The following is a 14,985-nucleotide window of genomic DNA, read 5'->3' as shown; positions in this document are numbered from 1 at the left end:
CTTCCGGCCTCTTCGACAGCGGCGACGGCCAGATGCGCTGCAGCTGGAGCGCCGCCACGCCGCTCTACCAGCACTACCACGACAACGAATGGGGCTTTCCGGTGACGGACGACCGGCGCCTGTTCGAGAAGCTGTGCCTGGAGGGCTTCCAGGCCGGATTGAGTTGGCTCACCATCCTCAACAAGCGCGAGGCCTTCCGCGCCGCGTTCGCGAACTTCGAGGCCGAGAAGATGGTGCGCTTCGGCGAGAAGGACGTGGCGCGGCTGCTGGCCGACGCCGGCATCGTGCGGCATCGGGGCAAGATCGAGTCGGCCATCAACAACGCGCGCCGTGTGCTGGAACTGCGCGAGCAGCACGGTTCGCTGGCGGCGTACTGCTGGGGCTTCGAGCCCGACCCGAAGAGCAGGCCGAAGCGTTTCACGCTGGCCAATGTGAAGGCCATGACCACCTCGCCCGAATCGGTGGCGCTGTCCAAGGACCTGAAGAAGAAGGGCTGGACCTTCGTCGGGCCGACCACCATGTATGCGCTGATGCAGGCGATGGGGCTGGTCAACGACCACTTCGATGGGTGCCATGCGCGGGAGAAGGCGTTGAGGGCGCGGGCCGAATTGAAGGTGCCGAAGTAGCGATTGCGTGCTGCGCGCCGCGATCGAGGCGCGCATCGCCTCGCTGCGTTGAAGGTACGTGCCCGCGCTTGCCCCACCTTCGAAAGCCGCCCCGGACGAACCGCGCGGGCTACCTGCCAGGGCCGTGCGTCGGGAGACTCAGGACCCTACCAGAGCCGCCACCACTTGCGGCGCTGCGCCCGTCCCTGAGCCAAGGGCGCACCCATGGTGGTCGCGCCGCCAAGACGGCGGCGCATCTCGATCTCGTGCGCACGCGCGATGGAGCCCGCGTCGCGCGACCCCATCATCGACTTCCTGCGCCACAAGTGGGCGCGCGCCATCAGTTGGCTGTCGGAAAGTGCGCTGGGTTCGGTCATGGGGCGCATTCTGCGTGCGCCCGGCAACGCGGCGTATGTGGATGTGCTTGCATACAACACTTCGGCCCGCCCCGCCACGACATAGTTGCCCGCGGCGTGAACTATGTTGCATGGCGCGGCAGGAGGAGCCCGATTGCCGGGCACGTACCGTGCATGGCATATTGAAGACATCCAGGCGCCCCGCAGCGAACGCATGAACCCCGGCGACAACAACACATTCCCCCCGGAAACCTCTCTCGAAGAACGCGATGGCCGCTACCTGCGCAAGGCCATCGGCTGGTCGCATGCGGCTGCACGTCGCGGCAACCGGCCGTTCGGCGCCGTCATCGTCTCGGCCCACAACGAGGTGATCTGCGAGGCCTACAACAACACCGTCGAGACCGGCGACTGCACCGGCCACGCGGAGACCAACGCCGTGCGCGCGCTGGCCGGGCGCGGCCTCACGCGGGAGGACCTGGCGGGCGCCACGCTGTACGCGTCGGGTGAGCCCTGCGTGATGTGCGCCGGCGCCATCTTCTGGTCGAACATCGGCCGCGTGGTGTTCGGCATCGACGCCGCGCGACTGCGCGTGTTCCGCGGGGAGCGGCAGGACCAGCGCGATGCGGAGCTGTCCTGCCGCGATGTGTTCCGCGCGTCGCCGCATGCGATCGAATGCATCGGACCGGCGCTGCTGGACGAGGCGAGTGCGCCGCACGTGGGTGCGTGGAAGAGCTGATCTTCCGGTGACCAAGTGCTGCATCGCAGCACGAAAAACCAACCTTTAGTTGGGCGGCGGCACAAGCCCGCCCTGTTCGAATGCCTCCACCGCCGACCACAGGCGGACAGGAGACAAGCACATGATCGAACTGCAGGGCCGCAAGGCCCTCATCTCCGGCGCGGCGCAGGGGCTTGGCCTCGCGATCGCGCGGCTCTTCGTCGAGCGGGGCGCGCAGGTGATGCTCGCCGACATCGATGAAGCGGGCGCCGCGAAAGCCGCCGCCGACCTCGGGCCGCAGGCGCGCTCGGTACGCTGCGACGTCACGAAGGCTTCTGACTGGGCCGCCGCCATCGAAGCCACCACCACCGCCTTCGGCGGCCTCGACACGCTCATCAACAACGCCGGCATCGAGATCGTCAAGCCACTGTTCGACCAGACCGAGGAAGAGATCGGCCGGCTCATGAACATCAACGTGATGGGCGTGTTCCTCGGCATGCGCGCGGCGCTCGGCGCGCTGGTGGCGTCGGGCAAGGGCTCGGTGGTCAACATCTCGTCGCTGGCGGGCACCAATGGCGTGCCGCTGTTCGGTTCGTATGCGGCCTCGAAGGCGGCGGTGCTCCAGCTCACGCGCACGGCCGCAGCCGAGCTCAAGCCCACCGGCATCCGCGTCAACGCGGTGTGCCCCGGCTTCATCGGTACGGCGATGGTCGACCGGCTGATACCGACCGTCGAAGCCATCGTCGGCGTGCCCTTCAGCGCGCTGGTCGCGGTGAAGCAATTGCGACTCGGCACGCCGCAGGAGGTGGCCGAGATGACGGCCTTCCTCGCCTCCGACGCCGCCAGCTGGACCACCGGCTCCCACTACATCCTGGACGGCGGCCTGTCTGCCGGATTGCTATGAGCGCCGCTCGGCCGCCAGCAGGCGCTGGCACCGCAGTACGCAGCACGGAGGTTACCCAATGAGCACCAAGCTTCTTCAAGACAAAGTCGCCATCGTCACGGGCGCGGGGCGCGGGCTCGGCGAGGCCATCGCGCGTGCCTATGCGGCCGAAGGCGCGAAGGTCATCGTGTCCGACATCGATGCCGGCGCGGCGCAGAAAGTGGCGGGCTCGCTGTCGGGCGCCGTGGCGGTGGCTTGCGACGTGCGCGTGCCGGCACAGGTCGAGGCGCTGGTAGCGGCGGCCATCCGGCAGCATGGCCGGCTCGACATCATGGTGCCCAATGCCGGCATCGCCACGCTCTCGCCGCTGGCCGCGACCAGCTACGAGCAATGGCGTGAAGTGACTTCGGTCAACCTCGACGGCGTGTTCCTCTGCATCCGCTATGCAGCCCCGGCGCTGATCGCTGCGGGGGGAGGCGCGATCGTCACGATGGCCTCGGTCACGGCGAAGGGTGCCGTCCCGCTGATCGGCAGCTACGCCGCGGCCAAGGCCGGCGTCATGTCGCTCACGCAGACGGCCGCGGTCGAACTGCGCGCGCACAACATCCGCGTCAACGCGATCCTGCCGGCCTTCATCGAGACCGACATGGTCAGGCCGCGCAAGAAGGAGTTCGAGCAGATGCTCAACATCCCGGACTTTGATGCGGTGATCGCGCAGCGCCAGGGCCGCTATGGCACGCCCGAAGAAGTGGCGCACCTGGCCGTTTTCCTGGCCTCGGAGCGCGCCAGTTTCTCGAACGGCAGCGGCTTCGTCCTGGACGGCGGCGTGAGTTCGTCGCTGCTCTGATCTTTCCGCATCTGTCACCGTCACCAAACAAGGAGCACAACATGAGCGACAACAACAAGAAGCCCGTCGTCGTCTACGGCGCGAGCGGCTACACCGGCCGGCTGGTCTGCGAGTACCTGCGCGAGTTCGGCATCCCCTTCATCGCGGCCGGCCGCAGCGCCGACAAGCTCAACGCAGCGATGAAATCCAACGTCGCCGGCATCGAGACAGCAACCTACGAAGTCGTCGAAGTGGCGCACACGGTCGAGGCGTTGACCGCCCTCTTCACCGGCGCCTCCGTGGTGCTCAACACCGTCGGGCCGTTCGCCAAGTTCGGCCCCGAGGTGGTGGACGCCTGCCTGGCCGCGAAGTGCCACTACACCGACACCACCGGCGAACAGGACTGGCTCATCACGTTGGAAGCGAAGTACGGCGCCAGCTTTGCGCAAGCCGGCCTGCTGCTGTCGCCCGGCCTCGCGCAGATGTACACCACCGGCGAGATCGCCGCACAGCTCTGCCTGGAAACGCCGGGCCTCGACACGCTCGACATCGCCGTGTTCTGGGGCGGCAGCCCGACCATCGCGTCGACGCAGACCATCCTGGTCAACGCGGCCACGTCGAAGGCCTTCCACCTCTACCAGAACCAATACGTCGAATGGCAGCCCGACGCGGGCCTCTACAGCCTCGCCATCCCGGGCCAGCACGAGATGGCGCTGGCATTGCCCTGGGGCGGCACCTCGCATCCGGTGTGGTTCAAGAAGGATCCGCGCGTGTCCAACGTCAAGGTCCTGGGCGGCGTGTTCAACAAGCCGCTGATGCTGGGCGTGCCGCAGATCGTCGCGGCGGCGCTGAAGGCGACAGAAGGCATGAACCCGGACGACCGCTATGCCGCGCTGGCGCAGACGGCCGCGGGCGTGATGAACAGCATGCCGCCGCGCGAGAACCCGCGCCTGAACAAGTCGGTCGACTCGGTGCATGCGACCGGTCCGCTGGGTCGCGCGCACTGCGTGATCTTCGGCAACTGCAACTACAAGCAGACCGGCTTGCTGCAAGCCTATGCCGCGCATTCGCTGCTGCAACAGCCGCCGAAACGGGTCGGCTTCGCGTCGGGCTGCCAGGCATTCGGGCATCACGAACTGCTGGGTGTGCTGCGCAGCTTCGGCTTGGTAGCCAAGCCCGAGCTGACCGTGCACAACAACTGATGCGGACCCACCGATGACGACGAGCGCCCACGCGCCGCTGCGCACGCTGGCCGACGTCGAGGCGCTGGAGCAGTTGCCGATCGAGACCCGGCTGGAGCAGCCGGTGTCCAGCCATGCCGCCATCGCGCGGCAGGCCGAGGCCACGCCCGATGCGCCGGCGCTGACCTTCGTGCCGAGCGGTGATGCGGCCGACGGGGAAACGCGCTACGACTACGCCACGCTGTACCGCCGCGTCACGCAGGCGGCCAATGCGTTCATTGCGCTCGGCGTGGGGCGGACGGACGTGGTCTCGTACCTGCTGCCGAACCTGCCCGAAACGCACTTCGCGCTCTGGGGCGCCGAGGCAGCGGGCATCGTGAACCCGGTGAACCCGTTCCTCGAAGTCGAGCACATGGTCGGCATCATGAACGCGGCGGGCACGGTGGTGATCGTGGCGCTGGGCCGGCAAGAACAACCCGGCATCTGGGAAAAGGTCGAAGCCCTGCGCGACCGGGTGCCGACGCTGCGCGCCGTCGTGCGCGTGGGCGGCCATGGTCCCTGCCCGCCGTGGGCGCTGGACTTCGATGCGCTGCTGGCGCAGCAACCCGGCGACGCGCTGGTCGGCGCCGCGCCGCCGCAAGGTGACGACGTGGCCTCGTACTTCCACACCGGCGGCACCACCGGCACGCCCAAGCTGGCGCGCCGCACGCATTTCAACGAGGCGGCCAATGCCTGGGCCGTGTCGACCGCCCTTTCCATGGGGCCGCAGGACACGCTGCTGTGCGGCCTGCCGCTGTTCCACTCCAACGCGATGCTGATCACCGGGCTGGCGCCCTTCAGCGTCGGCGCGCATGTGGTGATGCTGTCGAGCGCGGGCTACCGGGATGCGCGCACCATCGGCGGCTTCTGGCGCTCGGTGGAACGCTACAAGGCGACCCTGTTCAGTTCCGTGCCAACGGTGCTGTCGGCGCTGCTCAACGTGCCGCGAGAGGGCGTCGACGTGAGCTCGTTGCGCTTCGCGGTCTGCGGCGCGGCGCCGCTCTCGATCGAATTGTTCAACCGCTTCGAGGCGGCCACCGGGCTCAAGTTGCTCGAGGGCTATGGCATGACCGAGGCCACCTGCGTGAGCTCTCTGAACCCGCGCGACGGGCACCGCGCCATCGGCTCGATCGGATTGCGCCTGCCCTACCAGCAGATGAAGGTCGCGCAGCTCGGCGCCGATGGCGAGCCGCAGCGCGATGCCGCGGTCGACGAGATCGGCACCATCCTGCTGCGCGGCCCGTACGTGTTCTCCGGCTACGTGAAAGACAGCGACAACAAGGGCATCTGCCTGGCCGACGGCTGGCTCAACACCGGCGACCTGGGGCGGCAGGATGCGCAAGGCTACTTCTGGCTGACCGGACGGGCCAAGGACCTGATCATTCGCGGCGGCCACAACATCGATCCCGCGATGATCGAGGAAGGCCTGATGCGGCACCTTGCCGTCGAGCTGGCCGCGGCGGTCGGCAAGCCGGACGGCCATGCGGGCGAACTGCCGATGGCCTACGTCACCTTGCGCAAGGGCGCAAGCTGCGATGCCGCCGAGTTGCTGGCGCACGCGCGCGCCGTGATCACCGAGCGTGCTGCCGTGCCGGTCGACGTGGTGGTGCTCGATGCGCTGCCGCTCACGGCGGTGAACAAGATCTTCAAGCCGAAGCTGCGCGAACTGGCGATCGAGAAGGCGCTGCGCGAAACGCTGCGCAAGGTGTGCGGGGATGTCGATGTCGAAGTGGCGGTGGCGCCGCATCCGAAGCACGGGCTGGAGGCGCGGATCGTGGCGCAGCGGCCTGGAGGTTCAGACGGCATGGCTCTTGTGCAGCAGGCCGAAGCGGAACTCGGGCGGCTTCCGGTGCGCTGGACGATCGACTGGAAGCCGACGTGAGCAGGCGCGTTCGCTCCACCGAGCGCTGACTTGATGCCGGGAATACGGGATCGGACTTGACCGTACGCGAAGGACGCGAAGGTTCCGCGAAGGACGCGAAAGGAAACCGAAAGATTCCTTCTGGATTTCCTTTTGTATTTTTTGCGTCCTTCGCGTTTCTTCGCGTCTTTCGCGTACGGTCAAGTCCGCATTCCAGCAACCGGCGAATCCCTGCAAACTCCATGTTCCAACGCTGACCAGCATCAGCCCAAACCAGAGGCAACAAACATGGCGCAAGGCAGCAGCGCAATGGGCAACGCAGGCGCCGCCGAGGCATCGGCCGCGGTGCTCGTCGAATCGCGGCTCGCGCCGCCACAGCTATCGCTTCGGCTGCTCGCACGTTCGCAGTTGTCCGCCCTGCTGCATGCGGGCCTCACGCGGCGCCTGCTGAGCGTCACCGCGCCAGCCGGCTACGGCAAGACCACCGCCCTCGCACAGTTCGTGTCGCAGCTCGACGCGCGCGGCATCACCACTGCATGGCTCAGCCTCGATGCCGAGGACAACGACCCGCTGCGCTTCCTGCGCTACCTGGCCGCCGCGCTGCACCATGCCGACGCGCGCCTCGGCCGCCACGCGCTGGCCCAGGCCGACGGCGGCAGCATGGCCTCGCCGGACGCCATCGTGGCCTCGCTGCTGCACGACCTGGTGAACCATGACCGGCGCCTGATTCTGGTGCTGGACGACTTCCACCTGGTGCAGCAGCAAGCCGTGCACCGCAAGCTCGAATGGCTGCTGGCGCACCTGCCGCAGAACGTCTGCCTGGTGATCGCCAGCCGCACGCGCCTGCCCTTGCAGGTGAGCCAGTTGCGCCTGCGCGGCGAGCTGCTCGAACTGGATGCCGCGCACTTCGGCCTCGGCCTCGACGAAGCCGCCGATTTCGTCGGGCGCGTGAGCGGCGCGCCGCTCGACCGCGCGCAGGTCGAGACGCTGCACGACCTCACCGAAGGCTGGATCGCCGGCCTGCAACTGGCCTCGCTCGCCCTGCGCGAGAGCGACGACCGCGGCGCCTTCCTCGCCGATTTCTCCGGCACCGACCGCGACATCACCGACTACCTCGGCGAGCAGGTGCTCGACAGCCTGCGGCCCGACCTGCGCGACTTCCTGCTCGACACCGCGGGCCTGGAGCGCTTCTGCGCCGAACTCTGCGATGAGGTGCTCGGCCGCCAGGACAGCCGCGCCATGCTGGCCGAGGTGCAGAGCCGCAACCTGTTCCTCTCGGGGCTGGACCGTTCCCGCACCTGGTTCCGGTATCACCACCTGTTCGCCGACTACCTGCGCGGCCGCAGCCGCGAGCGGCCCGGCGATGCGGCGCGCGCCATCAGCCTGCGCGCCAGCGACTGGTTCCAGCGCCATCGCCTGCCGCACGAGGCGGTGCGCTATGCGTTCGAAGGGCAGGACCTGGAGCGCGCGGCCGACCTGGTCGCCGACTTCTCCGCCGAACTGGTGCAGCACCGCGGCGAGCACGCGACCCTGCTGGCCTGGCTCACGCGGCTGCCGCAAGCCCTGGTTCATGCGCGCCCGAAGATCCGCACCGGCCACGCATGGTCGCTGGTGCTGACGCGACACTATCCGGAGGCCGAGCAGGAGTTGCGCGCGCTGGAAAGCGCTTGTGCGGAAGACGGTGACGATGACCTGCGCTGCGTGGTCGAGATGATCCGATGCGTCTACTGGGCCCACACCGGCGAGCCCTTGCTGGCCAAGTCGCGCAGCGAGGGCTGGCTCAAGTCATGGCCGCGTGCCAACGCCTTCCGCACCGGCGTGGTGGCCAACGTGCTGGCCAGCGGCTGCTGCGCCTCCGATGCCTTCGAACAGGGCCAGCAGGCGCTCGCCATCGCACGCCGCGCTTTCGAGGAGTGCGATGCCGACTACGGCCTGGCTTGGGCATCGGCGCTGGCCATGATGCTGGCCATGCGCCGCGGCGATTTCAACGATGCGATGGCGCAGGCCCGCACCGGCATCGCGACCGTGGAGCGCAGCCTGGGCCTCGCTTCGTACGCGGGCTCCATGCTCACGCTGCTGGCCGCGGAGGTCTGCTACGAGCAAGGCGACTTGCAGCAGGCCCGGCGCTTCATCGAGCTGGGCCTGCCCTTCATCGACGAGCACGGGCTGGTGGAGATGACGACCGCCGGCTACCTGACGCGGGCGCGGCTGTCGCGGCTGGCGGGCGACCCGGCCGCGGCCGATGCCTGCCTGCTCGAAGGCGAATCGCTCGGCCACCGGCTCAAGCTGCCACGCCTGGCGCGCATCCTCGCGGCGGAGCGCTGCACCTTGCGCCTCCAGGCCGGCGCGCTCGACGAGGCCCACAAGCTCGCGCAGTCCTACGGGCTGGTCGGCCCCGCCGCCACCGCGGTCGTGGATGAGGACGACAGCGTCTGCCTGCTCACACTGCGGCTGCGGCTCGCGGCCCAGCAAGGCGCAAGCCCCGCCGGTGCGCTCAACGATGCGATCCGGCGCGCCCAGCGCGACGGCCACCAGGCCCAACTCGCGCGGCTGCTGGCAATGAAGGCCATGCACCAGCACCGCGCCCTCGACCGCGCACAGGCGCTGCGCACGCTCGACGAGGCGCTCGCGCTCGGCGCCCGCTGCGGGCTGCTTCGAAGCTGGCTCGACGGCGATGCGCTCTTGCTCGACATGGTGGAGACGATCCACGCCAGCCGCGGCGACCTGCGCACAGCCAGCGGCAACCTTCGTCCAGCCAGCGCCGACAAGCTGGTGCCCCTCGCCTATCTCGAGCAACTGTTGCAAGCCGCCGGCCGCACCACGCCCCTGCCGCAACGGCCCGCCGCCGCGCGCAGCGAGACCGAGGAACTGACCGAGCGCGAACTCAAGATCCTGCGCCTGCTGAAGGCGGGACTCGGCAACCGCGAACTGGCGCAAAGCCTGTTCCTGTCGGAGGCCACGGTGAAATGGCACCTGCACAACATCTTCACCAAGCTCGGCGTGAAGAATCGCACCAGTGCGCTGGCGCGGGCGCAGGAGATCTCGTTGATCTGACCGCGGCCCACTACGCCATCAGCGCCTTCAACTTGTCGCTCAGCAAGGGCACGCTGCGCATCCTCACCCCCGTCGCGTCGAAGATCGCATTCGCCAGGGCCGCCGGCACCGGGCTTGAGGCCGCCTCCCCGGCGCCCAGCGGCGGCTCGTCGCGACGATCGATCAGCGCGATCTCGATGCGCGGCACCGCCGGGAAGCGCAGCAGCGGATAGCTCTGCCAATCGACGCTCGTGACGCGCGAGCGGTCGAAGGTGGTCTCCTCGTACAAGGTGCGCGACAGGGTCTGCAGGATGTTGCCTTCCACCTGCGCACGCACCGCGTCGGGGTTGATCATCAGCCCGCAGTCGTGCGCGCAGCAGACGCGCCGCACCGCGATCCGGCCGCTGTCGCGATCCACCTCGACCTCCATCGCCACCGCGACATGGGTCTCGCTGTTCTTGTAGTGGATGAAAGCCATGCCGCGGCCCATCGCGATGGCGCCGCGTGTCGGCGCGACACTGGGTGATGGCCGGGGCTTCCAGTCCATCATCTGCCCGACGCGGCGGATCACCTCCGCGCTGCGCGGGTTCGACACCTTCTGCAGCCTGAACGCCAGCGGATCGACCTTGGCCTTCGCCGCCAGTTCGTCGACGAAGCTCTCGACCGCGAAGCAGTTTGCCACCTTGCCCGGTGCACGGATGTTCGACGGCCGCAGAGGCGCCGGGCCGAGCCAGTGCGCCTTCACAACCACGGCCTTGGGCGCGTAGGGCGGATCGCCGTTCTGCGACACCAGGCCGGTCGACTGGCCGACCGGCTGGCGCATGCCCGCGGCGAGCGGCGACAGCAACGGAATCCATTCGAGGTTCGCGGTCGCGCGCGGCACCCACATGTCGGTCTGCCAGGCATCGATGCCGCCCTCGGGCGTGAGCGTCGCGGCCATGTCGAGCAGTTGCGGCGGGCCCTTCGGGTCCCAGCCGAGTTCGTCCTCGCGGCTCCACTGCACGCGCACCGGCTTGCCGACGGCCTTCGACAGCAGCACCGCATCGGCGGCGGCATCGTCGCTGCCGTTCATGCCATAGCAGCCGGGGCCGTCGAGGTAGATCACGCGCAGCTTGTCGCGCGGCACGTCTACCAGCGCGGCGAAGATGTTGAGGAAGCGGTGGCTCGCCTGCGACGCGGTCCACACCGTGCCCGCATCCGCGCGCACATCGGCCACCGCGCACGACGGCCCGATGGAACCGTGCGACTGGATCGGCCACGAATAGGTTGCGCGCAGCACGTCGGGCGCATCGCGCAAGGCATCGACGCGCGCGGCATCGCCCTTGGCCGTGATGACTTCCTCGGCCACGAACGGACCGCTGCGCGCCCAGTCGACCAGCGCGGCATGGCCGACCAGCGGCGCACTCTCGCTCCACTGCACCTTGAGTTCGCGCGCCGCGCGCACCGTGGCCCATTCGTCCGCACCGACAACGCCGACGAAATCCGCGATGCGGACCGCGCGCACGCCCGGCAGCCTGGCGACCGACGACTCGTCGACGGCCAGCACCTTCGCACCCACCGACGGCGGCCGCACGACGCGCCCGTGCAGCATGCCCTGCACCACCAGGTCATGCACATAGACATGCCGCCCCGTCACCTTGGCGGGAATGTCCGGACGCGGCAGCGACTGGCCGACCAGCTTGTAGTCGGCCGGCTTCTTCAGCGGCGCCTTCGGGTTCATCTTGACGTCGAAGCTGCGGCCACCGACCAGCGATGCAACGCCGACGCTGCGGCCATCGGCCGCGCTCACCTCGCCGCTGGCCAGCAACAGTTGCTCGACCGGCGCCTGCAGCCGCTGTGCGCCCAAGGCCAGCAGCGCCTCGCGCGCCGTCGCGGCGGCCTGGCGCAGTTGGACACCGCCGCGCATGATGCCGGTGCTGCCGGCGGTTGGTCCCTGGTCGGGCGTGAGTGCGGTGTCGCCTTCGATGAGTTCGATGCGCTCGACGCCGATACCCAGCTCCTCGCCCACCATCTGGCGGATCGCGATGCGATGGCCGGTGCCGAGGTCGACCTTGCCGGAATAAATGACCACCGTGCCGTCGGTGCCGATCGCGAGGAAGGAGTCGACGTTGTCGAGCGCCAGGCTGCGCGCTGCGCCCGCCGGTGCGCCCGCAGCCTGCCCAATTGCCGGGCCGCCCGGCGCCAGGCAGAAGCCGACGAAGAGCGCGCCGGCCTTGAGCGCGGCGCGGCGCGACAACGCGCCGGGGAGTGCGATCGCAGGGAGGAGATGCGCCATGGTCACGCCCTCCCCGCATCCGCCGCACGCTGCACTGCGCGCAGCACGCGGTCATGCGAGCCGCATCGACACAGGTTGCCGGCCAGCGCCTGCTGCGCCTGCTCGCGTGTGGGCCTGGGCGTGTGCGCCAGCAGCGCCACGGTGGACATCACCATGCCGTTGGTGCAGTAGCCGCACTGCGCGGCCTGCTCGGCGATGAAGGCGGCCTGCACCGGATGCGGCTTCGCGGGCGCGCCAAGGCCCTCGGCGGTGACGATGCGCTTGCCGGCCGCCGCGCCCACACTGGTCAGGCACGCGCGCGCCGCCGCCCCATCGAGCAGCACGGTGCACGAACCACACTGCCCCAGCCCGCAGCCGAACTTGGCCGCATGCAGGCCGAGGTCGTTGCGCAAGGCATAGAGCAAGGGCATGTCGGCGTCCCACGCGTCGATGGAACGCGGGGCGCCATTGATGTCCAGCGTGATGTTCGGCATGAACCCACTCCTTTGCAATTCATCGGGGAAGGGCAGCGTGCCACGCTTCGGTGGCACCGGCAATGGCGCTTTCGAGGGCCGGCGCCAAGGAGGCGCTGAACAAGTCCCCGCGAGGGCGCGCGCGTCGGCTCGGGATGGGATGCAAGGCGCGAACCGCAGCCATAGCCGAAGCTATGGCGAGGATTTGCAACGCCGCAGACCGCCCGAGCCGAGGATGCGCGGTCCGCGGAGGACTTGTTCAGAGCCTCCTAAGCTGGGGCCGCCGCCCGACCGGCGCCGCGCAGGCGCAGCACCTGCAGCACCATGCCGATCACGAGCACCACGAACACCACGCCGATCACCGGCTGCAGTCCCGGGTCTTCCGGGCCCGAGAACACCGGCGAGCCCGCGGGCAGCCGCGTCAGCGATTCGGTAAAGCCCGGGATCATGTGGAAGAAGAAGGTCAGGGTGTAGCTGAGGGTTTCGACGTACTTCGACGCCCGGCCGAACAGCGAGGTGCGCCCCGCCACGGCCGCGATCGCCAGCACGATCAAGGTCAGGATGCCCAGCGCATGCGGCTTGCCGAAGCCGCCATGCTGGAAGATGCCGAAGCCGGTGAGGCAGGTCAGCACGGTGGTCCAGATGTAGACCTGTCCCACCCGCGTGCCGGGCGGAATCTCCTTGTAGCGAAGCACGGCGATCACGGCCGCCGCGACCGCGACCAGGCTGATCGCCGTGTGAACGATGCCGAGGGATGTCAGTCCGAACATGGGCAGCTCCTCATCTTGAGAGACCGGCAGAATGGTCCGATCAGGCTGTGACACGCAAATATCGCGCCGAGCCTGGCGTGCAGCACGCTGGTGCAGCGATCATCGGCACTGTTGTGCCATCCAGCAACGGGGACAGGAAACCATGCGAAACGGAATCTACGAATCGAGCTTCACCACCGACAAGGGCATGCTGGGCACCGGCGCGGTGCTGATCCGTAACCAGCACGTCTACGGCGCGGACGACCTGCAGTTCTTTCGCGGTGAGATCGAGCAGGACGGCGAAGACCTGCGCGTCATCATGGAAGTCAATCGCCACAACTTCGCGGCCGCCTCCGCGTTCGGCGACGCCACCGTGTTCACGCTGACCTGGGTCGGCAAGTCGCTCGCCGACACGGAGTTCAGGATGAGTTGCCGGCCCGAGGGCGTGGAGGTGAAGGTGTACGTCTCTGGCCGATTGCTGAAGGAACACGAGTAGCACGCCCGCGACCGGCGGCGCAGGCCGGCGCGACGCGAAGTCTGGTTACATTCGACCGGCCGCCCTTCGCGCTTCGAGAGCGCTTCGATCCACGCGCCCGCCGGATGGACCTTCCGTCCGGCCACGCACCCGCTTCCCTCCATTCATGCCCTGGCACGCCCGCCTCCAACTCGACTACCAACAGGAATCCGGCCGCAGCGTTGCCCGTCATCGCCACGACGGGCCGCTGCGCATCCTGCAGAGCCTCTATCCGGAAGGCGACGCAATCTGTCACAACGTGCTGGTGCACCCGCCCGGTGGCCTGGTCGGCGGCGACACCCTGACCATCGACATCCACGGCGCGCCCGGCAGCCACGGCCTGCTGACCACGCCGGGCGCCACGCGCTTCTATCGCTCCGAGGGCGAGGTGGCGCTGCAGGACACGCGCATCCGGCTCGACGCCGATGCGCGCCTCGAATGGCTGCCGCTCGAAGCGCTCTGCTACAGCGGCTGCAAAGCGGAGAACCGCCTGCGCATCGAGGCAGCGCCGGGGGCGGAACTCATCGGCTGGGATGTGACGGCGCTGGGCCTGCCGAACGCCAGGCTGCCCTTCGAACGCGGCTCGCTGCTGCAGCACATCGAGGCGCCGGGCGTGTGGCTGGAACGCGGGCGCATCGACGCGAGCGACCAGCGCCTGCTGGCCAGCCCCATCGGACTGGCGGGGCACCGGTGCATGGCTTCCTTGTTCGTCGTGTCGGGCACGCCGATGGGAAAGGCGCGGCGCGATGCACTGCTGGAAATCGCGCGCGGGCTGGCCGATGCCGATGTGCTCGCCGAGAGCGCTGGCGCCACCAGCCCGCATGCGGAGATCGTGGTGCTGCGCGTGCTGGCGCCGCTGGTCGAGCCGGCGATGCAATTGCTGCGCCGCGTGTGGCAGGCCTGGCGCGCCGAACTGTGGAGACTGCCCGCGTCCAGCCCGCGCATCTGGGCGATGTAGCCCCGTCCAGGCGGACTCAGCGGCAGACGACCGTGGTGCCCACCGGCGTGCAGGTCCTGCCGTCGAGGCTCTTGTAGCGGTTCAAGGTGCCGGTGCGGTCGTAGTGATTGCCCTGCTTGTCGCTGCAGCCCGCGGCGTCGCAGTTGCGCAGGCGCGGACCCATGTTGCGCGGCGGAACGGGCCGGTAGCCGCCGTAGGGATAGCCGTAGTCGGCGACGACGGGGTCGCCGCCGTAGTCGCCGATGACGGGCGCCGGGGGCGCCGGCACCACGGCATGCGGGGGCGGCAGCGGGGCTGGCGCCGGGGTCGCAGGGCGGTCGGGCGGAACGGCATCGGACTCGCCGCGGTTCACCACCATCGGTTCCGGCAAGGTCAGGCGCGTGACCTTCGTGCTCGCAGGGCACTTGCCATCGGTGTAGCTCACATGACCCGCAGCGTCGGTGCAACGGACCACCTCGGCACTGCACAGCGGGCCGAACAGGCTCAAGGCAAGGAGGACGAGGATGCGGCGCATCGGACCACGATTGTGCGCCGGGGA

The 14,985-nt window shown here is 69.0% G+C and carries 14 protein-coding genes; 9 read left to right on the top strand and 5 right to left on the bottom strand.

All coding sequences use genetic code 11. From position 1 onward, the window contains the following. Positions 1–32 precede the first annotated feature (32 nt). Entirely contained in the window at positions 33–626 is a 594-nt protein-coding gene (locus HB681_RS13865) for a DNA-3-methyladenine glycosylase I (protein ID WP_256734942.1), read from the top strand. 146 nt (positions 627–772) lie between these two features. On the opposite strand, the gene HB681_RS13860 is transcribed toward HB681_RS13865, so the two are convergent. After that, positions 773–982 (bottom strand): hypothetical protein, encoded by a 210-nt coding sequence (locus HB681_RS13860; RefSeq protein WP_213955399.1) that lies wholly within the window; start codon positions 980–982, stop codon positions 773–775. Between the two features lie 193 nt (positions 983–1,175). Here HB681_RS13860 and HB681_RS13855 point away from each other — a divergent pair, with 193 nt between their 5' ends. From HB681_RS13855 to HB681_RS13830, 6 genes are all read left to right on the top strand, one after another. Next, positions 1,176–1,697 carry a nucleoside deaminase gene (locus HB681_RS13855; RefSeq protein ID WP_213955485.1) on the top strand — a complete coding sequence of 174 codons (522 nt, stop codon included), beginning with the start codon at positions 1,176–1,178 and terminating at the stop codon, positions 1,695–1,697. Between the two features lie 121 nt (positions 1,698–1,818). Further along, a complete protein-coding gene (locus HB681_RS13850; protein ID WP_213955398.1) occupies positions 1,819–2,580 on the top strand; it encodes an SDR family oxidoreductase in 762 nt (253 codons plus the stop codon). Positions 2,581–2,638: 58 nt separating this feature from the next. Continuing rightward, complete coding sequence (locus tag HB681_RS13845; protein ID WP_213955397.1) at positions 2,639–3,406, top strand: glucose 1-dehydrogenase; 768 nt, start codon at positions 2,639–2,641, stop codon at positions 3,404–3,406. A 41-nt stretch (positions 3,407–3,447) separates the two neighbouring features. Beyond that, positions 3,448–4,587, top strand: a complete 1,140-nt coding sequence (locus HB681_RS13840) for a DUF5938 domain-containing protein (protein WP_213955396.1) — start codon at positions 3,448–3,450, stop codon at positions 4,585–4,587. Positions 4,588–4,600: 13 nt separating this feature from the next. Then, complete coding sequence (locus HB681_RS13835) at positions 4,601–6,487, top strand: acyl-CoA synthetase (RefSeq protein WP_213955395.1); 1,887 nt, start codon at positions 4,601–4,603, stop codon at positions 6,485–6,487. A 267-nt stretch (positions 6,488–6,754) separates the two neighbouring features. Continuing rightward, a complete protein-coding gene (locus tag HB681_RS13830; RefSeq protein WP_213955394.1) occupies positions 6,755–9,520 on the top strand; it encodes a LuxR C-terminal-related transcriptional regulator in 2,766 nt (921 codons plus the stop codon). A 10-nt stretch (positions 9,521–9,530) separates the two neighbouring features. Here the strand turns inward: HB681_RS13830 and HB681_RS13825 are convergent, their stop codons facing one another. The 3 genes from HB681_RS13825 to HB681_RS13815 form a co-directional block, all read right to left on the bottom strand. Further along, complete coding sequence (locus HB681_RS13825) at positions 9,531–11,774, bottom strand: molybdopterin cofactor-binding domain-containing protein (RefSeq protein WP_213955393.1); 2,244 nt, start codon at positions 11,772–11,774, stop codon at positions 9,531–9,533. A gap of 2 nt (positions 11,775–11,776) precedes the next feature. Beyond that, complete coding sequence (locus HB681_RS13820) at positions 11,777–12,247, bottom strand: (2Fe-2S)-binding protein (RefSeq protein ID WP_213955392.1); 471 nt, start codon at positions 12,245–12,247, stop codon at positions 11,777–11,779. A gap of 248 nt (positions 12,248–12,495) precedes the next feature. Next, positions 12,496–12,996, bottom strand: a complete 501-nt coding sequence (locus HB681_RS13815) for a hypothetical protein (protein ID WP_213955391.1) — start codon at positions 12,994–12,996, stop codon at positions 12,496–12,498. 142 nt (positions 12,997–13,138) lie between these two features. On the opposite strand from HB681_RS13815, the gene HB681_RS13810 reads away from it, so the two are divergent. Both HB681_RS13810 and HB681_RS13805 read left to right on the top strand, forming a co-directional pair. Next, complete coding sequence (locus HB681_RS13810; protein WP_213955390.1) at positions 13,139–13,471, top strand: hypothetical protein; 333 nt, start codon at positions 13,139–13,141, stop codon at positions 13,469–13,471. A 145-nt stretch (positions 13,472–13,616) separates the two neighbouring features. Then, positions 13,617–14,447 (top strand): urease accessory protein UreD, encoded by an 831-nt coding sequence (locus HB681_RS13805; RefSeq protein ID WP_213955389.1) that lies wholly within the window; start codon positions 13,617–13,619, stop codon positions 14,445–14,447. A 16-nt stretch (positions 14,448–14,463) separates the two neighbouring features. On the opposite strand, the gene HB681_RS13800 is transcribed toward HB681_RS13805, so the two are convergent. Further along, positions 14,464–14,961, bottom strand: a complete 498-nt coding sequence (locus HB681_RS13800; RefSeq protein WP_213955388.1) for a DUF4124 domain-containing protein — start codon at positions 14,959–14,961, stop codon at positions 14,464–14,466. Positions 14,962–14,985: the final 24 nt, after the last annotated feature.

The organism is Variovorax sp. dw_954, assembly GCF_018449755.1.
Classification (GTDB): domain Bacteria; phylum Pseudomonadota; class Gammaproteobacteria; order Burkholderiales; family Burkholderiaceae_C; genus Variovorax.
Note: the sequence above shows the minus strand (reverse complement) of the source record. Positions and strands in the feature narration are given on the sequence as shown.